At 66.7% G+C, this 19229-nt stretch carries 20 protein-coding genes and 1 pseudogene; 7 read left to right on the top strand and 14 right to left on the bottom strand.

Going from position 1 to position 19229, the window contains the following annotated elements; all coding sequences use genetic code 11:
• Positions 1-167 precede the first annotated feature (167 nt).
• Complete coding sequence (locus B841_RS13760) at positions 168-392, bottom strand: hypothetical protein (RefSeq protein WP_156844646.1); 225 nt, start codon at positions 390-392, stop codon at positions 168-170.
• 191 nt (positions 393-583) lie between these two features.
• Here B841_RS13760 and B841_RS00450 point away from each other — a divergent pair, with 191 nt between their 5' ends.
• A complete protein-coding gene (locus B841_RS00450) occupies positions 584-1237 on the top strand; it encodes a GntR family transcriptional regulator (RefSeq protein ID WP_020933505.1) in 654 nt (217 codons plus the stop codon).
• Between the two features lie 137 nt (positions 1238-1374).
• On the opposite strand, the gene B841_RS00445 is transcribed toward B841_RS00450, so the two are convergent.
• Positions 1375-1926 carry a MaoC family dehydratase gene (locus B841_RS00445; RefSeq protein WP_020933504.1) on the bottom strand — a complete coding sequence of 184 codons (552 nt, stop codon included), beginning with the start codon at positions 1924-1926 and terminating at the stop codon, positions 1375-1377.
• A 36-nt stretch (positions 1927-1962) separates the two neighbouring features.
• On the bottom strand, positions 1963-3210 hold the full coding sequence (locus tag B841_RS00440) for an acyl-CoA dehydrogenase family protein (RefSeq protein ID WP_020933503.1): 1248 nt from the start codon (positions 3208-3210) through the stop codon (positions 1963-1965).
• 146 nt (positions 3211-3356) lie between these two features.
• On the opposite strand from B841_RS00440, the gene B841_RS00435 reads away from it, so the two are divergent.
• The 3 genes and pseudogenes from B841_RS00435 to B841_RS00425 all read left to right on the top strand — a co-directional run bounded on the left by B841_RS00435 (position 3357) and on the right by B841_RS00425 (position 6370).
• Complete coding sequence (locus tag B841_RS00435; RefSeq protein WP_020933502.1) at positions 3357-4220, top strand: HpcH/HpaI aldolase/citrate lyase family protein; 864 nt, start codon at positions 3357-3359, stop codon at positions 4218-4220.
• 132 nt (positions 4221-4352) lie between these two features.
• Positions 4353-5423, top strand: a complete 1071-nt coding sequence (locus tag B841_RS00430) for a maleylacetate reductase (RefSeq protein WP_020933501.1) — start codon at positions 4353-4355, stop codon at positions 5421-5423.
• A 34-nt stretch (positions 5424-5457) separates the two neighbouring features.
• Positions 5458-6370: pseudogene (locus B841_RS00425) on the top strand (dioxygenase family protein).
• A gap of 3 nt (positions 6371-6373) precedes the next feature.
• Here B841_RS00425 and B841_RS00420 read toward each other — a convergent pair.
• Positions 6374-7123 carry an SDR family oxidoreductase gene (locus tag B841_RS00420; RefSeq protein WP_020933499.1) on the bottom strand — a complete coding sequence of 250 codons (750 nt, stop codon included), beginning with the start codon at positions 7121-7123 and terminating at the stop codon, positions 6374-6376.
• Positions 7124-7135: 12 nt separating this feature from the next.
• Between B841_RS00420 and B841_RS00415 the strand changes: the two genes are divergently transcribed.
• Complete coding sequence (locus B841_RS00415) at positions 7136-8614, top strand: succinic semialdehyde dehydrogenase (RefSeq protein WP_020933498.1); 1479 nt, start codon at positions 7136-7138, stop codon at positions 8612-8614.
• A 133-nt stretch (positions 8615-8747) separates the two neighbouring features.
• Positions 8748-9629 carry a LysR family transcriptional regulator gene (locus B841_RS00410; protein ID WP_020933497.1) on the top strand — a complete coding sequence of 294 codons (882 nt, stop codon included), beginning with the start codon at positions 8748-8750 and terminating at the stop codon, positions 9627-9629.
• Between the two features lie 832 nt (positions 9630-10461).
• On the opposite strand, the gene B841_RS00405 is transcribed toward B841_RS00410, so the two are convergent.
• The 10 genes from B841_RS00405 to B841_RS00360 all read right to left on the bottom strand — a co-directional run bounded on the left by B841_RS00405 (position 10462) and on the right by B841_RS00360 (position 18244).
• Positions 10462-10761, bottom strand: a complete 300-nt coding sequence (locus B841_RS00405; protein WP_020933496.1) for a muconolactone Delta-isomerase family protein — start codon at positions 10759-10761, stop codon at positions 10462-10464.
• A gap of 85 nt (positions 10762-10846) precedes the next feature.
• On the bottom strand, positions 10847-12061 hold the full coding sequence (locus B841_RS00400; protein ID WP_020933495.1) for an acetyl-CoA C-acetyltransferase: 1215 nt from the start codon (positions 12059-12061) through the stop codon (positions 10847-10849).
• 35 nt (positions 12062-12096) lie between these two features.
• Positions 12097-13464: an MFS transporter gene (locus tag B841_RS00395; RefSeq protein ID WP_020933494.1), complete on the bottom strand. Its 1368-nt coding sequence runs from the start codon at positions 13462-13464 to the stop codon at positions 12097-12099.
• Between the two features lie 261 nt (positions 13465-13725).
• Positions 13726-14523 (bottom strand): 3-oxoadipate enol-lactonase, encoded by a 798-nt coding sequence (gene pcaD / locus B841_RS00390; RefSeq protein ID WP_020933493.1) that lies wholly within the window; start codon positions 14521-14523, stop codon positions 13726-13728.
• Between the two features lie 28 nt (positions 14524-14551).
• Positions 14552-15331 carry a CoA-transferase subunit beta gene (locus B841_RS00385; protein ID WP_020933492.1) on the bottom strand — a complete coding sequence of 260 codons (780 nt, stop codon included), beginning with the start codon at positions 15329-15331 and terminating at the stop codon, positions 14552-14554.
• Complete coding sequence (locus B841_RS00380; RefSeq protein ID WP_020933491.1) at positions 15328-16251, bottom strand: CoA transferase subunit A; 924 nt, start codon at positions 16249-16251, stop codon at positions 15328-15330. Before B841_RS00380 ends, B841_RS00385 begins: the two co-directional genes overlap by 4 nt.
• A 101-nt stretch (positions 16252-16352) precedes the next feature.
• Positions 16353-16898, bottom strand: coding sequence for a DUF4334 domain-containing protein (locus tag B841_RS00375; RefSeq protein ID WP_020933490.1), 546 nt, complete (start codon positions 16896-16898; stop codon positions 16353-16355).
• A gap of 9 nt (positions 16899-16907) precedes the next feature.
• A complete protein-coding gene (locus tag B841_RS00370; RefSeq protein WP_020933489.1) occupies positions 16908-17216 on the bottom strand; it encodes a monooxygenase in 309 nt (102 codons plus the stop codon).
• 2 nt (positions 17217-17218) lie between these two features.
• The gene (locus B841_RS00365) at positions 17219-17725 is read right to left on the bottom strand and encodes a DinB family protein (RefSeq protein WP_020933488.1); all 507 of its coding nucleotides are present in this window, start codon (positions 17723-17725) and stop codon (positions 17219-17221) included.
• 9 nt (positions 17726-17734) lie between these two features.
• On the bottom strand, positions 17735-18244 hold the full coding sequence (locus B841_RS00360; protein WP_020933487.1) for a DinB family protein: 510 nt from the start codon (positions 18242-18244) through the stop codon (positions 17735-17737).
• Between the two features lie 127 nt (positions 18245-18371).
• On the opposite strand from B841_RS00360, the gene B841_RS00355 reads away from it, so the two are divergent.
• A complete protein-coding gene (locus B841_RS00355) occupies positions 18372-19217 on the top strand; it encodes a MetQ/NlpA family ABC transporter substrate-binding protein (RefSeq protein ID WP_020933486.1) in 846 nt (281 codons plus the stop codon).
• The last annotated feature ends 12 nt before the right edge of the window (positions 19218-19229 follow it).

Raw genomic sequence — 19229 nt, 5'->3', positions numbered from 1 at the left:
TTGGGATCCACTGCCGTTCCACCCATTCAGCCATGAATTCCTCCCCCATCCGCAGTGCCAAGGATAACTCTTACCCTTGGCACTGCGGCGCTTGTTGTAAAGGATAAGCCTTATCCTTTACAACTTTGCGCCTAAGGGAGCAGCTAACCCTTAACCTTGCCCCCGTCTCAGCTGACGGGCACCAGCGCGGACACCATCCTCGTGCGAGTGTCCAATGCCTGGCCGCGGGCGTGTTCCGCGCGTTCGCAGGTTCGGCCCTCCCCGGCCAGCGAGGCGACCTTATCCTGGATCTGCTCCCAGGTTGCGCGCTTGGTGGCGGAGAGGAGAATGCCGCCGATCATGCCGAGGTATGTGTAATTTCGTTGGCCGCGCGAGATTCTCTTGTCGGACAAGCCCGGGGAAATGTCGAGCGGGAGAGTCGTACCAGCGCCAGCCAATTCAGTCCGGCAGCGGGCCTCAAGTCACGATTTGCGTCAACGATATATTGGTAATTACTCGATATCCCTGGAATACCCCTATTCACCACCTCGACCCTAGGGTGGATATAGTCGCCGTGCACCACCCCGACCCCCAGGAGCGCCCCATGCCCGACCAGACCGCCGCCACCAAGCGTGGCTCGCTCGCCGCGAAGGCCGCGGCCCGCGTACGTGAGGACATCCTGTCTAAGAAACTCGTGCCCGGCACCACGGTCCGTCCGGAGGACGTGGGCCGGGAACTGGGCATTTCCCAGACCCCGGCGCGGGAGGCGCTGCAGGCGCTGCGCACCGAGGGCTTCCTGAACCGCACGCAGGGGGTGGGTTTCGTCGTGGCCCCGTTGACGGCCGACGACCTGCGCGACATTTTCACCGCACATGCCTTTCTCGCGGGGGAACTGACTTTCCGGGCGGTGCGCAACGCCACCGAGACAGACGTCGACGAACTGGAGGCCGTGCATTACGAGCTGATGGCGGCAGAGCGTCGGAAAGACCGGGACCGCGCCGAGGAACGTAACCACGCCTTCCACCGGCTGATCACGCAGTTGGGCGACTCCCCGAAGCTCGCGCAGATCTTAGGGATTGTGGCTCGGTATATACCGCGTTCGTTCTACGTGGAAGTCGAAGGCTGGGACGCGGCGTCCGCCCAAGATCACGAGGCGATCCTGGCGGCGTTTCGGGCGCGCGACGCCGACGCCGCCCGGGAGGCCATGGCGGAGCACATGACCAACGCGGGGCGGCTGCTAGCGCAGGCCTTCGAATAGCCGACCGGGAGAAACACCACGGGAGGCGCGGGTACAGAAATCTCCCCTACTGCCGGGAAATGCAGGGGGAATCACAGGAAAGGTGCGGTACGGGAACCCACCTCCCCGTGCCGCACCTACGCGCAAGCAACGCCGACCTACTCCTCGATGCCGGCGGCCTTCCGGGCGCGCTCGTCCCACTTCGGCTCCACCGAAGCGTGCCCCGGACCCTGGCCGCGCTTATACACCATGATGGTGCGCTCGAAGGTGATCACGATGGTGCCCTCCTGGTTGAAACCGATGGTGCGCACGGTGACCAAGCCGACGTTCGGGCGCGACTTCGACTCGCGCTTACTCAAGACCTCAGTCTCGGAGTAGATGGTGTCGCCCTCGTAGACGGGGTTGGGCAGGCGTACCCGGTCCCAGCCGAGGTTGGCCATCACGTTCATGGAGATGTCCGTGACGGACTGGCCGGTGACCAGCGCCAGGGTGAACGTGGAGTCCACCAACGGTTGGCCGAACTCGGTCTGCGAGGAGTAGTGCCGGTCGAAGTGGATGGGCGCGGTGTTTTGCGTCAACAGCGTCATCCAACTGTTGTCGACGTCCATCACGGTGCGACCCAACGGGTGGCGGTAGACGTCGCCGACGTCGAAGTCCTCGAAGAAGCGTCCGCGCCAGCCCTCCACGGGCACCTTGTTCTGATCGGTCATGGGAGAAATGTCCTTTCGTCGATAAGCCTGAGGTTCCTAGTAGCTGCGCGGCATGCGCAGGACCTTGGTGCCGATGAACGCCTTGATCAGGTTATTGTTCACCGGCGCGACCTGGTACATCCGGTTTTCGCGGAATTTGCGCTCCACGTTGTAGGTGTCGACGAAGCCGTAGCCGCCGAAGGTGTTGAGGCAGACGTTCGCGGCCTCCCAGCTGACCTCGGAGGCGACGTGCTTGGCCATGTTCGCCTCGGCTCCGCAGGGGGCGTCCTTGTCGGCGAGCTCGCAGGCCTCCCAGCGCAGGGCGTCGGCGGCGCGGATCTTCATGTAGGCATCGGCGATCGGGAACTGCACGCCCTGGTTCTTGCCGATCTGCTGGCCGAAGACCTCGCGGTTATTCGCGTAGGCGGTGGCCTGGTCGATGAACCAGTAGCCGTCACCGAGAGCCTCGGCGGCCAGCAGGATGCGCTCCATGTTCCAGCCGTCGATGACGTAACGGAACCCCTTGCCCACCTCGCCGACCACGGCGGAATCCGGGACGCGCACGCCGTGGTAGTGAGCCTGGTTGGTGGCGTAGTTGAACATGGTGCGCACCTTGCGGGCCTCAAAGGCGCCCGGCTGGTTCGCGCGGATCTCGCGCAGGTCGATCAGGAAAAGCGTCAGGCCGCCGGTGCGGTCGGACTCGTCGTAGTCGGAGGTGCGGGTCAGCACCAGCGCGAGGTCAGATTCATCCAGGCGGCTGGTCCAGTTCTTCCACCCGGTGATGACCCACTCGTCGCCGTCGCGCACGGCGCGGGTCTCGATCTCCGAGGTGTTGGAACCGGCGTTTTCCTCGGTGATGGAAAACGCCTGCAGGCGGATCGAGCCATCGGCGATGCGCGGCAGGTAGGTGTCCTTCTGCCACTGGGAACCGTGGTTGAGCACGGCCTTCATGGTGTAGAGCTGCGCGTGGCAGGCCGCGGCGTGACCACCGGAGCGGTTGATCTCTTCCATGATGATCGACGCTTCCGTGATCCCCCAGCCCAGGCCGCCGTACTCGACGGGGATCAGGGCGGCGAGGTAGCGCTCCCGGGTCATGCGGTCGACGAACTCCTGCGGGTAGCGACGCTCGATGTCGGCCTCACGCCAGTACTCGTTGGGAAACTCGGCGCAGATCTTGCGCAGCTGTTCACGCAGCTGCTGCAGGTCGGGGCGGTCGTCCTGGGTGAAACCGGGCACCTTGCGGGCGTTCTGCGCGGCCTCGTCGGCGGTGGCGGCGGTCTCCGGCTTATTGACTGCGGCGGTCATGGCGTCGTCCTTACTCTGGGTACAGGATGTGATGGGGGTGATGGCGATCACCGTGGGGTATGACCTAATATATTGGCACCACCCCAACCCCGCAAGCAGTTCGTGGGAATCGCGCCGATACCCTAAAAATATATTTCAGGAGAATCATGACTGACCAGCACTTTCGCCACATGTTGAATATCGCACAAACAGCATTATTTTCCCCCGGCGACCGCCCCGACCGCGTGCGGAAGTCACTGGCCGGCGACGCAGACCTCGTCATCGCCGACCTCGAGGACGCCGTCGCCGCCGACGCCAAGGAGCAGGCACGCGTGAACGTGGCCGATATTTTGGAGGATGACGCCGCCTTCACCGACCGTTCCGGGATGGTGGTGCGCATCAGCGAGCCCCGCTCCCCCGCCGGCGAGGCGGACCTGGCGGCGCTGGCCGATCTCAGCGAGGCCGCCCGCGCCCGCCTGGCCGTCATGACCGCCAAGACGCAGTCGGCGGACGACGTAGCCGCCGTCTTCGCACAGCTGGGCGAGGACGTGCCGGTCATTGCGCTGATCGAGTCCGCCCGCGGCGTGCTCAATGCCGTGGAGATCGCCGAGCACGCCAGCGTCGTGCGGCTGGCGCTCGGCGGCATCGACCTGGCCGCCGACCTGGGGTGCGACGTCGATTCGGCCACCACGGCCCACGCCCGCGCCCAGCTGGTGCTGGCCTCCGCGGCGGCGGGCCTCGCCGGGCCGATCGCCTCGCCGTGCCCGAATTTCCGGGATCCGGAGGTCGTGGCGGACGCCGCACGCTCGGCACGAAGCAACGGGTTAAGTGGCATCCTGTGCATCCACCCCGCCCAGTTGGATCCGGCCACGCAGGCCTTCGCGCCCAGCGAAGAGGACGTGGCGTGGGCCCGCAAGGTCGTCGAGGCCGCTGACGGCGCCACCGCGCTCGACGGGCAGATGATCGACCGGCCGGTGATACTCAAGGCCCAGGCGGTGCTGGCGGCGGTCGGGCAGACTGAGCGTCACTGACGGCCATCCGGGCCACCGCCGTCAACGTCGGAAACGCCGCGGGCGCCGTCGACGTCGTGGATACTGAAGGCGCCTGCACCTGCCCCCGGTAACCGACCTTGCGCAGCTCATCGCAACTAACAAGGAAAACACATGGCACTGAACTTTGAACACGTGACCCTGGGCCAGCGGGTCCGCTTCGGCGCCGGCCAGGCCGCGGAGAACCTGGCCGCCGAAGTCGACCGCCTCAACGCGAACAATGTGATGGTCATCGCCGGGGAACGCACCCTGGACCTGGCCCGTCAGGTGGCCGCGGACATCGAGGTCGCCGTCTGGCACTCTGACGTGGTGATGCACGTGCCGGGCGAGACCGCCGAGAAGGCCCGTGCCGTGGCAGCCGAGTACGACGTGGACCTGCTGGTCAGCGTCGGCGGCGGCTCCACCACCGGACTGGCCAAGGCGGTGGCGTTGACCACGGGCATTTCCATCGTGGCGGTGCCCACCACCTACGCCGGCTCCGAGGCCACCGACGTCTGGGGACTGACCGAAGCCGGGCGCAAGACCACCGGCGTGGACGCCCGCGTGCTCCCGGAGACCGTGATCTACGATTCCGAGCTCATGCTTTCCCTGCCGGTGGAGATGTCCGTGGCCTCCGGGCTCAACGGCATGGCCCACTGCATCGACTCGCTGTGGGCGCCGAAGGCCAACCCCATCAACGCGGCGCTGGCGGCCGAAGGCATCCGGGCGCTGAGCAACGGCCTGCCCAAGATCGTCGCCGATCCCCGGGACGTCGACGGGCGCGATGAGGCGCTGTACGGCGCGTATCTCTCGGCGGTGTCTTTCGCCTCCGCCAGCTCCGGTTTGCACCACAAGATCTGTCATGTGCTCGGCGGCACCTTCGACCTGCCGCACGCCCAGACCCACGCCACGGTGCTGCCTTATGTGCTGGCCTTCAACGCGCCGTACGCCTCGGAGGCAGAAACTCGCGCGGCAGCCGCTTTCGGCGCCGACACCGCGCTCGAGGGTTTGCAGCGACTGCGCGGCCAGGTCGACGCCCCGCAGAAACTGTCCGACTACGGCTTCACCGCCGAGGGCGTCCCGCACGCCGTGGAGATCATCCTGGAAAAAGTACCCGCGAACAACCCCCGCAAGGTCACCGCCGAAAACCTCACCGCCTTGCTCACCGCCGCCCTGAACGGCGACGACCCCGCCACCATCCACTGACCCCGCCTCGTCCATCCACCAGGAGGAACCCGTCATGACCGCCACCACCGACCCCACCGCCCCCGTCTCCGAGGCGCAGCGCCAGGTCGAACAAGACCTCGTCGATCGGGTCGTCGCGTCCTTTCGACGACTGCGACGACCCGCGACTGAAGCAGATCATGCAGTCGCTGACCGTGCATCTACACGACTTCATCCGCGACGTGCGCCTGACCGAAGAGGAATGGAACACCGCGATCGAGTTTTTGACCCGGGTCGGGCACATCACCGACGACAAACGCCAGGAATTCGTCCTGCTCTCCGACACCCTCGGTGCCTCGATGCAGACCATCGCGGTCAACAACGAGGCCTACAAAGACGCCACCGAAGCCACCGTCTTCGGCCCCTTCTTCGTCGACGACGCACCCGAGGTGGAGCTCGGCGGCGACATCTCCTTTGGTGCCAAGGGCCAGCCCGCCTGGATCGAAGGCACCGTCACCGACACCGACGGCCGACCCGTGCCGAATGCGCGGATCGAGGTGTGGGAATGCGACGAAGACGGCTTCTACGACGTCCAATACGACGACGACCGCACCATGGCGCGTGCCCACCTGTACACCGATGAACACGGCGAGTACCGGTTCTGGGGGTTGACCCCGGTGCCGTACCCGATCCCGCACGACGGGCCGGTGGGTAAGATGCTCGCCGCCACGGGGCGTTCCCCGATCCGTGCCGCGCATCTGCATTTCATGGTCACCGCCCCGGAACACCGCACCTTGGTCACCCATATCTTCGTCGAGGGTGATCCGCAGCTGGAGATCGGTGACTCCGTGTTCGGGGTCAAGGATTCGCTGATCAAACGCTTCGACGAGCAACCCGCCGACACCCCGACCCCGGACGGCCGTGATCTGGGTGATGAGACCTGGGCGAAGGCCCGCTTCGACATCGTCCTCGCCCCCGCCGACGCCTGACGCTCAGCCCGCGAGCAGCCGCGTCAGGTTCTTCGCCATCCGGTCCGTGGCCAATGACCGGCCCAGGTACATAAGCCTGTCCAGCCTGGACACCCCGTAGTGCACCTTGCCGCGCGCCCACCGGGTCGGCGGATTCACGGCCGCCCACACGACCTCGGCGACGTCCTCCGGGGTGATGTGCACGCCGAGCTTTTTCACGCTGGCGGCGCCGTTGTCCGCCAACGTCGTCTTCGCCCACAAGGGCCAGACGTCGACGACGCGGACCTTGTCCTTCTTCCACTCCAGGTTCAGCGCCTCCGTGAGGCCGGCCACGTAGAACTTCGTCGCCGAATACGCCGCGATGCCGGGCTGGCCGTAGATCGCGGAGGCCGAGGCCATGTTCACCAGCGTGCCGCGGGTGGCGCGCAGGTACTCGAAGGAGGCCCGCGCGCCGAGGGTGACGCCGGTGGCGTTGACCTCGATGAGCTGACGGATCTTCTCCGGGTCGGCGTCGGGTAGCGGGCCGTCGATGAGCAGGCCGGCGTTGTTGTCCACGGCGTCGATGCGCCCGGCGCGGGCGTGGAAGTCCGCAAGTGCGGCGTCCCAGGCGTCCGGGTCGGTGACGTCCAACCGGCCGGTGATCAGGTTAGGGTGCTCGGCCACGTCCGGTTCCTCGAGGTCGTAGGCCCCGACGAGCCAACCGCGGTCGAGGAACTCATCGACGACCGCCCGTCCCAGCCCGCCGGCCGCCCCCGTCACCACAATGCTCTGCATAGACTTGATCCTATGCCGACGATCCACGTGACCAACCCCGCCACCGGCGAGTCACTCGGCGAGGTGCCCGCCCACACCGCCGCCGACACCCGCAAGGCCTTCGCCTTCGCCCGCCGGGTCCAGAAGACCTGGGCGGCGACCGGCGTCCACGAACGCAAGGCGGTCATGCTGCGCTACCACGACTTGTTGCTGGACAAGCAGGATGAGCTCATGGACGTCATCCAGGACGAGTCCGGCAAGAACCGCGCCGGCGCGCACGAGGAGATCCTGGAGGCGGCGATCACCGCGCGCCACTACGGCTACGCGGCCGGAAAACTGCTGCGTCCCACCCGGGTACGCGGCGCGCTGCCCCTGCTCACCGAGACCTACGTCGAGCACCCGCCCATCGGGGTGGTCGGCGTGATCGCGCCGTGGAACTACCCGCTGACGTTGGCCGTCTCCGATGCGGTGGCCGCGCTCATGGCCGGCAACGCGGTAGTGCTCAAGCCGGATGCGCAGACGCCGTTGACGGCGTTGAAGGCCGCCGAGATCCTCGCCGACGCCGGGTTGCCGGAGGGCCTGTTTCAGGTGGTGACCGGCTCCGGCAAGCAAGTCGGCCAGGAGATCGTGGCGCAGTGCGACTACCTGATGTTCACCGGCTCGACGGCAACGGGCCGAACGCTTGCGGCGCAGGCCTCGGAGCGGTTGACGGGTTTTTCCGCGGAGCTGGGCGGGAAGAACGCGATGATCGTGGCGGCGGACGCCAACGTGGCCAAGGCCGCCGCGGGTGCGGTGACGGCGTGTTTCTCCAACTCCGGTCAGCTGTGCATCTCCATTGAGCGGATCTACGTCCACGATTCCGTCGTCAAGGAATTCACCGAGCAGTTCGTCGCCGCGACCAAGGCCATGAAGGTCGGCGGCGGCCACGACTGGACCCTGGACATGGGCTCGTTGATCTCCGCGGAGCACCGCGAGGGCGTCCACGAGATGGTGCGCGACGCGGTGAACAAGGGCGCGACGGTGCTGACCGGCGGGAAGGCGTTGCCAGAGTTGGGTGAGGCCTTCTACTCCCCCACCGTGCTCGTCGACGTGCCCGTCACCGCCCGGCTGCACCGCGAGGAGGTCTTCGGCCCGGTGGTCTACATCGAGGCCGTCTCTTCCCACGACGAGGCCGTGGCCAGGGCCAACGACACCGACTACGGACTCAACGCCTCCGTGTGGGCCCGGCCGACGACGGGCAAGGTGATCGCCGCACAGCTGCAGGTGGGCACCGTCAACGTCAACGACGGCTACGCCGCCGCATGGAGTTCCATGGACGCCCCGATGGGCGGCTGGAAGGCTTCGGGCGTGGGGCGTCGGCACGGCGAGGAGGGACTGTTGAAGTACACCGAGCCGCGCACCGTCGCCGTGCAACGCGTCATGCCTCTCACCGGCCCGCCGGGACTGGATCGCGGCACCGTCGCCGAGGTCTACCGCGCGGCGTTGAAGCTGGGCAAACGCATTCTGCGTTAAGGCCGGGCCGACTATGCGCGCGCATAGTGATTCTGCCGGTGCATGTTTTCCCGCCTGCCCTGCGACGACGCTATATCGTGTGATGCGTTCCCATCCCACGCATTGAAGACCTTCCACGGAAAGGATGCCCACCATGGAGCTGCGCCTCTTGCAGTCGTTTCTGGTGCTGTCGGAGGAGCTGCACTTCGGGCGGGCGGCGGCCCGACTGTTCATCGCGCAGCCCCCGCTGACCAAGCAGATCCACCGGTTGGAGAAAGAACTCGGCGTCCAGCTCTTTGAACGCCACCCGCGGGGCGCGCGTCTGACCCCGGCCGGTGAGGTGCTCGCCGAGGAGGCGCGGGCGATCTTCGCCAAGGTCGAAGAAGCCGAGCACAATGTGCGCAACGCGGACTTGAGCGGAGTGGGCCACCTGGTGCTGGGTGCCTCGGGCACCACGGGCGCCGCCCTGCTGCCGGGCATGCTGCGTGACATCTCCGCTGCGGCGCCGGGAGTCGATCTGGGCGTGCGGCAGTTCGAGAATTCCGCGCAGGTCGCGGGCGCGATCATCGACGGCGATCTGGACGCCGGCCTGATCCAGTACCCGCTGGAGCACGCGGAGTTGAGCACCCGGCTGGTGTCCACCCATCACCCCGTCCTGTTGGCCCCCGAAAGCCACCGCCTAGCCGAGCACGACAGCGTCCGGGTCGCGGAGCTCGTCGACGAGGATTTCATCATCCCGCGCCGCTACAGCGGCTCCGCCCAAGGCAAGCTCATCGAAGAGGTCTGCGCCACCGCCGACTTCAGTCCCCGGGTGGTCCAGGAGGCGGCCGACGCGTATTCGGTGCTCGTGCTCGTCGCCGGCAACCAGGGCGTGTCCATCTCCGTCAGCGGCGTCGACGCGATCACCCAGGGAGTGCGTGCCGTCCCCTTCGCGGACGAGGGCTTGCCGACGCTGCGCCTGGCCATCGCCTGGCGCAAGAAGAACCCGTCGGTGCTGCTGCAGACCGCGATCGACGCGGTGGCCGCAGACGTATAACGGACCTACCTGCACCTGAAAGAAGGACACGCAATGGATCCATTGTTCGTCGGACTGGTTGTCTTTGTGGGCGGCATCGTCGGCTACGCCTGGGGCCGCCACAAGCGTAATAAGCGTAAATGACCTCCGACACACCGCACCCCCGCTCAGGAGGCGCAGGCGGGTACCCCACATTGAGATTGTGGACACCGGTCTGAACACACTCGTAGCAACCACTTTATGTATTTTACCGTTGCTGAGTTCTGAAATTGACATGGCCGTCGACGGTCGCCTGGTGGTCATCTACTGAGCGTGTCCGGTCAAATATGGCCGTTGTGCGACTGCGGTCGGGCTCGGAATACACACTGACGGGGGTAAGATTTGCCGGTTAGCGGGCGTGGTTGCCCTGATTCTCAGGGTTCCGGTGGCAGGACCGACCTCGCGGGGATACATTAAGGCCGTTGTCGGAAGATATACAGGCTATTCGGAGGTTTCCTACATGTTTAACGTTCGTCGGGCGTGCATTGCCATCGTGAGCGCCCTATCTGTTGCGATGTTGGCTCCCAGTGTCGCACAGGCTGAAACAGCTTCTCTGTCCAGCACCTCGAGTGAGGCAGGTCTGCCGATGCCCGGCGGCCCATACAAGACTCATTTTGCATGCCAGTACGCTAACAATGACAACCTCGTCACCATCGTCAGCGGAGCCGGGGATGACTGTGTCCGCTTCGGGGGACCGAATTACTTCTACGTCCCGATCCTTGGTCGTTTCCTCGACAGCTAGGTACACGCACCACACCCCCGATCCGGGCCACCAGATGGCCCGGGTCGGGGGTGTGTCAGTTCACCGCCGCGGTCAGGACGCGTAGGCGTACATCTCCGGCAGTCCGGAGGGGTGTTCAGCCAGCGGGGTGACTTTGACGTCCATGTACGGGAACAGCGGCAGGTTCTGCAGGATGTCGTGCAGCTCGGCGTGGGTGTCGACGTCGAAGATGCTGACGTTGGACACGTCGCCGACGACGCGCCAGACGTGGCGGAACTTGCCTTCGCGCATGAGGTCCTGGGCGTAGTTCATTTCGGCGGTGCGCAGCTCGGCCCACTTCTCGTCGCTGACGGACTCGGGGCGGTTGACGAACATCTGAACCATGTAGAACATGACTTTTCTCCTTATATAGAGGTGAGGGGGATAGCGATGAAGACGAGTATGAAGTTGTGATTCGTCGCAATAAAGCGGCGAAGTTTTAGGTGGCCGCGTTCTTGAACACCGCCGCGATGCCCTGCCCGCCGCCGATGCACATCGTCTCCAGCCCGTAGGCGGCGTCGCGCCGGCCCAGTTCCCGGCTGAGGTTGGCCAGGATGCGGGCGCCGGTGGCGCCGACCGGATGCCCCAACGAGATGCCGGAGCCGTTGACGTTGATGCGGTCGTGGTCGTCGTCGCCGAGCCCCAGGGCGCGGGTGCAGGCCAGCACCTGGGCGGCGAAGGCCTCGTTGAGTTCGATGAGGTCCATGTCCGCCAGCCCCAGCCCGGCGCGCGCCAGTGCTTTGCGGGAGGATTCCACCGGGCCCAGGCCCATGCGGTGGCCCGCCAGTCCGGCGAGTGCCCAGGAGACCAGTTCCACGCGCGGGGTCAGGCCCAGTTCGGCGGCTTTTTCCGGGGTGGTGACCACCAGCATGGCGGCGGCGTCGTTTTGGCCGGAGGAGTTGCCCGCGGTGACGGTGGCGTCCGGGTCCTCGGTCAGGCGCATCGGGGTCAGTCCGGCGAGTTTCTCCGTCGTGGAGTCGGGGCGCAGGTGTTCGTCGCGCTCGAAGAGTACCGTTTCTTTACGCTTTTTCACGGGCACGGGCACGATTTCGTCGTCGAATTTCCCGGCCGCCATGGCGGAGGCGGCGCGGCGGTGGCTGCGCACCGCCAACTCGTCCTGGTCATCGCGGCTGATCTCGAATTCACGGCGGAGGTTCTCCGCGGTTTCGATCATGCCGCCGGCGATCGGCTTGCTCGCGCCACCGGCGTGGATGCGGCCATGGACCAGGGAGTCCTTGAAATCGAGGCCGTGGCGGTTCGCTCCCCAGCGGGCGGTGGTGCTGTAGAAGGACGCCTGGCTCATCGACTCCACCCCGCCGGCGAGGATGAGGTCGGCGACGCCGGTCTGGATCTGCATGGCCGCATCGATGACGGCTTGCAGGCCGGAGCCGCAGCGACGGTCGATCTGCAGGCCGGTCACCGAATCCGGGAGGCCGGCGTCCTGGGCGACGGCGCGCCCGATGCACGGGGCGTCCATGGAGTTGTAGCCCTGGCCGAGGATGACTTCGTCGATCTCTTCGGCGGCGAACCCGCCACGCTCAAGGAGCGCCTGGGCGGTGATCACGCCGAGGTCCAGAGCGGGGACCGTTTTCAGGCTGCCGCCGAAGCGGCCGATGGGGGTTCGAACGGAGTCGCAGATGACGACGGTGCGCATGAGGGGTTCCTTTGTGCTGCTGGGGATGCTGCGGGTTAGACGGTCGCCATGACCTTGGCGATCTCGTGGTCCTTGATCTGGTTGCCGCGGTAGTAGCGGCGGATGCCGGCCAGGGCGACGATGACGCCCAGGACGCTTAAGACGATGAGGTAGTACGCCGGGGCGGCGCCGTTGTCGGTTTCGGAGACCATCCAGGTCGCCAGGTAGGGGGCGGTGCCGCCGAAGACCGCGTAGGCGAGGTTGTAGGACACGGCGCTGGCGGTGTAGCGGATGCGCGCCGGGAAGAGGTCGACCATCAGCAGCGGAGTCAGCGTGGCGATGACCGCCACGACGACGCCGTAGATCGACAGCCCGAAGATCGCGGAGGTGATCACGCCGGTTTCCATGAGCCCGAAGGCGGGGACGACGACCACGCCGAGGACGACGGCGGAGAGGGTGGCCACCGCGGCGGGCCCGTATTTGTCGATCAGTATGCCGGCGATCGGCGAGGCGACCGTGAAGGCGATCAGCCCGACGATGTAGACCGTGAGGGCTTCCGCCTGGGAGAAGCCGAGCCGCTGGGTCAGGTAGGCGACCGTGTAGCTGGTGAGGATGTAGAAGGCTACGGCGTTGAGGGCGGCCCAGCCGAAGATGACGAACATGCGGGCCTTGGCGGTGCGGAAGGCCTCGACGACCGGGGCGCTCTTCTCCTGGTTCTTTTCCTCGGCGGCGAGGACGGCGGTAAATTCCGGCGTCTCCTCCACCTTGGAGCGCAGGTACAGCCCGACCAGGCCGAGCGGGCCGGCGAGGATGAACGGGATGCGCCAGGCCCAGTCATGCAGGGCCTGCTCCGGGACGATGAAAGTGACGGCCAGGCCGACCAGGGCGCCGCCGATGGTGCCCAGCGCCGTGGAGACGGGGTTGATGCTGGCGAACAGGGCGCGCTTGCCGACGGGGGCGTGTTCGACGACAAAGCTGCCGGAGCCCGCGTATTCGCCGCCGGCGGAGAGTCCCTGGAGGATGCGCCAGGCCAGCAGCAGGACCGGGGCCATGACGCCGATGGTGGCGAACGTCGGGGTCAGGCCGATGCCGAGGGTGGCCGCGCTCATGAGGATCACGGCCGCGGACAGGGCGGCCTTACGACCCTTGCGGTCGCCGTATTGGCCGAACAGCAGGCCGCCGATGGGGCGGGCGAGGAAGCCGACGGCGAAGATGGCGAAGGTCGCCAGCAGGCTCGCGGTGGGGTCGTCGGACGGGAAGAAGTGGAAGCCGATGATGGTGGCGAACTGTGCGTAGAGGGCGAAGTCGAACCATTCGACGAAGTTGCCGATGCCGCCGGCCATGATGGCCTTGCGGCGGGTGTCGCGCAGCTGCGGGGTTTCTTTCGCCGGCTGCGGCTGCGAGGGGCCTGTGGTGACGCTCATGGGGTGTTCCTCCGTTTCTGTGGGCAGATGCTTTCCCAGACCACATGACATGCACCATTGCGGGGTGCTATTTGTGATCCGTTTAACATCTGAAAACCACTCAACCACCGCCGCCGGACCCCGTCCAATACCTGATGGATAAGGCCGCGATACCCCACGAGCTGCGGAAACAACCGCAACAAGGCATGCCGCCCCGCCCGCCGTCCCCGAGAATTCGGGGACGGCGGGCGGGGCATGGGTGCGGCGTGTCGTCAGCCGCCGTCAGACGCGGGCCTTGCTGGTCTCGTGCTGCAGGAAGGAGCCGATGATGCGGCCGAACTCCTCCGGCGCCTCCAGGTTGCCCAGGTGGCCGGCGCCCTCGACGACGTGGTACTGCGCGTTCGGGATGCCTTGGGCCAGCACCTCGACGACGGCCGGCGGGGTGGAGGCGTCGTCGGCGCCGGCGATGACCACGGTCGGGACGGTGATCTCACCGAGCCGATCGGTGAGATCGAAACGGGAGACCGCGTCGCAGGCCGCGGCGTAGCCGTGCGGGTTCGATTCCGTCAGGGCGTCGAGCAGGCCCTGCGCCTCGGCGCTGTCGTCGGCGAAGCCCTCGGTGAACCACTTGCCGGCGGAGGGCTCACGCAACGGGGTCATGCCGTTTTCGCGTACGCCGCGGGCCCGGTCGTGCCAGACCTGCGGCTGGCCGAACTTGGCGGCGGTGCACGTCAGGATGAGCTTGTCGAGGCGCTCCGGGGCGTCCAGGGCCAGCTGCTGGCCGATCGCACCGCCGAGCGAGAGCCCGACATAGGAGAAGGTCTCCAGGCCGAGATGGTCGGCCAGCTCGAGGACCTGGGCGGCGAAGTTCTCGACGGTGGCGTCGGACAGCTCGCCGGGGGCCTTTTCCTCGACGCCGTCCTGGGACTGGCCGTGGCCCGGGGCGTCGAAACGCACGACCTGGAAGTGCTCCTCCAAGTAGGGAAGCTGGTTGTCCCACATGCGGTGGGAGGTGCCCAGGGAGCTGCCCATGAGGACAGCCGGGCCGTGAGGGTTTCCGGAGATGACGTGGTGCAGCATGGCAGTGCCTTTCTAGTGGTGTGAGTGGTTAGCGCAGGTAGATGCGGGTCGGGTCGATCTCGTTGCGCAGCAGGTCGATCTCGACGTCGGTGGGACTGGGGATTACCTCCAGGTCGTCGCTGACCTGCAAGTCCCAGCCGGTGGCGGCGACCGCCTCGGCCGGATCCACGCCCGGGTGAACGGCGGTGAGCGTGAGCTCTTCGCCGATCCCGGCGCGGCTGAGCACGCCGAGTTCGGTGATCACCTTGGTCACCCCCAGGCCGCGCGGGGTGAAGCCGGCGGCCAGGGCGCGGTCCGGACCGGGCGAGGTGCAAAAGTCGAGCTTCTCTACGAAGGAGCGCTTCTGGTGTCGGCGCATCACGACGTAGACCTCCTTGGAGTTGGCCATGACTTCGGCGGCCCCGCCCGAGCCGGGCAGGCGCACCTTCGGGGATTCCCAGTCGCCGATGACGGAGCTGTTGAGGTTGCCCCACTTGTCGATCTGGGCGGCGCCCAAGAAACCGACGTCGATGTGGCCGCGCTGCAGCACGTAGTTGAACAGCGCGTTCATGTCGAGCACCGCTTCGGAGCCGGTGATGAGCACGGAGTCGGCGACGGTTTCCGGCAGGCTCGCCGGGTGGGCCCCGCACACCCCGGATTCATAGATGATCTCGACGTCCGGGGCGGTGGTCTTGTGCGCCAGCGAGGTCGCCAGCGTCGGCAAGCCGATGCCGGCGAACACCGTGCGCGCCCCCGCCAGTTCGCGGGAGGCGACGACGGACAAGAGTTCGGAGGTGGTGACCTGCAGGTCTGTGATGATCTGGGTCATGAGTTCCTGCTTCCGTAGTTGACGGGCAGCGACGGGACGTACGGGGATTCGAGCTGTTCCCAAAACGCCCGGCCCTGCTTGTTCACGTAGTCGTGGTGGCCGTCCAGCTCGTGGATCCACTCGTTCAGCCAGTCGGCCAGGACCTCGGGGTCTTTGCTGATGTCGTTCCACCGGCGGTAGAAATCGCCGTCGCGGTCGTAGTAGCCCTGAACGAACGAGGGGTGCGCGCCCTTGGGGACCTCGACGACGGCGTCGACCACGTGGCTCGGCAGCAGCGTGCGGTTCGGGTCCGAGGTGACGATCTCGTCGGCGACGAGCTCTTCGACGGTGACGATGACCTTGTCGGCGGCGTAGGCGACCTGCTGCTGGATGCCGGTCAGCCCCCAGATCTGGACGTTGCCTTTGGCGTCGGCGCGCTGGGCGTGGAGGATGGCCACGTCCGGGTTGATCGGCGGGACGACGTAGATCTTCTCGCCGCCGTAGGGCGATTCGATGACGCGGATGTCTTCGTTGACCTCCGGCAGATCGGAGCCGGCGTAGGACAGCAGCGGGTAGAACGGCAGCCCGGAGGCGCCGGCGTTGTAGCGGGCGATCATGCCGCCGTGGCTGTATTCGTGGTAGTCCAACGGCCCGCGGCCCTTGCCTTCGATGCGGCGGCGCAGTTCGTGCAGGGAGCCGACGGAGCTGTTGCCGATGAACGAAGAGGTCAGCGATTTCACGCAGTCGCCGGCGAGCAGTTGGTCGACGACGATGTCGGCGGTCATGCGGTAGACCGTCAGGTCACGTTTGCGCTGGCGGATGATCTCATGCGCCGCCGCGTACGGGATGATGTGGGTGAATCCCTCGATCGCGACGGAGGAGCCGTCGTGAACGAATTCGGCGATGGCGTCGCGCAAGGTCATCGTCTTGGTGTGTGCCATGGCGTCCCTTTCTCTGGTGCGTGACCACCAGTGTGATCGCAGACACGAAAGGGTTCCAATACCGGGATAGTATCGCCGAGATTCACCGCCTTAAGCGGCGGTTACGCGTGCTCGCGGCGCAGCAGGAAAAAGAAAGGCTCGGGCACGCCACGCAGATCCATGGCGCCGAGGAGCGTGTCGCCGTCGAGGCGGCGGAAATGGTCGTTGATGGGTTGCGCGTCGTAGATCATCGTGGCGGTGGGCACGCCGCGGTAGTCGACCACGTGCAGGCGGGCCTGCGGTCGACGGGTGGACAGCAGCGGCAGAAGCCACCGGCCCACCGAGGCGATCGCCCGCTGGCGCACCAGGCGGGGGAATTTCACCGCCAGGCTAAGAGGAACAAGGGAAGGTTTCACGTGAAACATCGCGTTGCCCCGAGCAAAAATGAGCGGGTCCGCCTCGTTGTCCGCGTAGAAACACTTGCCGTGCCAGCCGTAGGCGCCGAGCAGCCCGTCGAGGACGTGTCCGGTGGGAACCTCGGAGCCGACCCAGCGCCCGGCCATGTCCTTCAGCGGCACGGCGGGCAGGGAGTCGAAGATGGCCAGGGCGCGGAACGTGCTCACCCCGCCCGCCAGCTCCGCGGCGAGGGCCGCTGGATCGGCGCCCATGACTGTGCGTCAGCGCTCGAGGGTCGCGTGGTCGATCGCGGACAGGTCTTCGTTGACCTCATAGGAGGTGACGGAGACGTCCGTGATCCCGAACCCAGCGAGGCGCCGCGTGTGCATCTCGACGTAGGCGTCGGCCGTGGCCTGACCCGTGAAGAGGTAGACGCCGCCGGCGACGTTGCGCTCCGGCGCCTCGGTCCACACCTTCCAGATCAGCCCCTCCTGCTCCGCGATGTCGCGGGCCAGGGCGTCGTAGGCGGTCGCGGCCTCGGCGCCGAAGGGGCCGGCGGAGGGGAACTCGACGACGAGTAGAACGGCCATGACTACAGCTCCGACATTCCGGCGACGTACAGCGCCTGGTCGATGTGGCGCAGGGCGTCGACGATGATCAGCGTCAGCCGCGCCTGCCGGCTCTCCGGGGCGTCCTGGGATTCGCTGATGATCTCGTCGAAGACGGCGTTGTCCTCCAAGCTGGCCACGTAATCGCGGTAGGCCTGCAGGTTCTCGGCGACGTACTCGATGAGCAGGTCGAGGTCGTCGACCTTGACCTGCGCGGCCTCCTCGGTGGAGTGGCCGACGCCGGTGCCGTCGCCCAGCTCGCCGAGTCCGAAGCGGGACTTGAAGCCACGTGTCTCCCACAGCTGCTCTGTGCCCGCAAGCGATGAGCCGAGGACGTCGAGCACGCGGCCGGCGTGCCACAGCAACCAGGCGATGGAGTTCGGGTGCCCGCCCGGGTGGGCGTTGATCTGGTCGGCCGTCAAAGACGGGAGGGACTTGACGTTGACCTCGGCACGGTCGGCCAGGTCGAGGAAAGTCTCGTTGAGTTTCATGCCCCCAGGTTAGGTAAGTTCCGGGGCACCGGCCACGTACTGCGCCTGCGCGAGGTGCTGGATGGCGTCGATGAGCATGGAGACCACCCGGGTGCCCCGGTCCACCGGCGGGTCCCAGTTGTCGTCGATGACGTCGTCCCACTCATGGCCCTGGCCGCCGCCCACCCAGTCGGCGTACTCGCGGAGAGTCGTCAGCGTCGCCGCCACGTAGGCCGTGAGCCCCTCCTGGTCGTCGGTGCGGATGGCGGCGGCCTCGTCCGCGGTGTGGCCGTAACCGAAGCCGTCGCCGGCCTCCCCCAGGTTCAGGCGGTCGCGGTGGCCCGCGGCGGTCCAGATCTGTTCCTCGCCGGTGAGGTCGGCCAGCTGCACGTCGATCTCGCGGCCGGTGTGCCACAGCAGCCAGGCGATCGAGTTCGGGTGCCCGGCCGGGTGGGCGTTCAGGGCGTCGGGGTTCAGGTCCGGGAGCGCCTGCAGGACTTCGTCGGTGCGGTCGATGAGGTCGTTGATGTGTGCGTTCATGGGGCCCACGGTAGATAACTGCGCCGTATGCCGCCCCACCCCTTGCAGACAATGCGGTCTATGTGGTTAGGTCAATACAGTCTATTTTTCTGACAAACACACTGCTGAGCACCAAGGAGTTTCCGCCATGCCCCTCCGCCGCACCGTCCTGCGCCCCCTCGCCACAGCCGCCGCCGTACTGACCGCCGGCGTCGGCCTGGTCGCCTGCGGGACCGACTCCGGCGCCGACGACGACGCCATCCACGTCGGCACCTCCCCCGGCCCGTACTCCGTCCTCTTCCAGGAGGGCATCGACCCCATCCTCACCGACGCCGGCTACACCGTCGAATACACCGACTTCACCGACCTGCAGCAGGCCGACGTCGCCGTGGCCGAGGGCTCCGTCGACCTCAACGTCGACCAGCACACCTCCTACATGGAAAACTTCAACAACGAGACCGGCTCCGACCTCGCAGCGATCACCCCGATCCCGACCGTCCCGGCCGGCCTGTACTCCGAGCGCCACGACGGGCTCGACGCCGTGGCCGACGGGCACACCGTCGGCATCCCGGCGGACGCCTCCAACCAGGCGCGCGCTTTCCTCATGCTCGCCGACGCCGGCTGGATCACCCTCGACCCGGACGCCAACCCGGGCCTGCTGACCAGCGCGGACATCCAGGACAACCCGAATAACCTGGACATCCAGACCATGGACTCGGCCACCATCCCGCGCTCGCTGGCCGACCTGGACTGGGGCGTGATCCCGGGTTCGATCTCGTACTCCTCCGGCGTCGACCCGCAGCTGCAGCACTTCCAGGAGGAGCTGCGCCCCGAGTTGATCCTGCAGGCCGTCGTGCGTTCCGAGGACGCCGACTCCGAGTGGGCCCAGGCCGTCGTCGACGCCTACAACGACCCCGCCTTCCACGACTTCCTCGCCGAGGAAAACGAGAACGACTACTGGTTCGTCCCGGAAGAAATCACCCCGGCCGACTAAGGAGCTTACATT

This window comes from Corynebacterium maris DSM 45190 (genome assembly GCF_000442645.1).
Classification (GTDB): Bacteria; Actinomycetota; Actinomycetes; order Mycobacteriales; family Mycobacteriaceae; genus Corynebacterium; species Corynebacterium maris.
The sequence above is the reverse complement of the archived record's forward strand: the minus strand, read 5'-3'. Positions and strand labels throughout refer to the sequence as shown.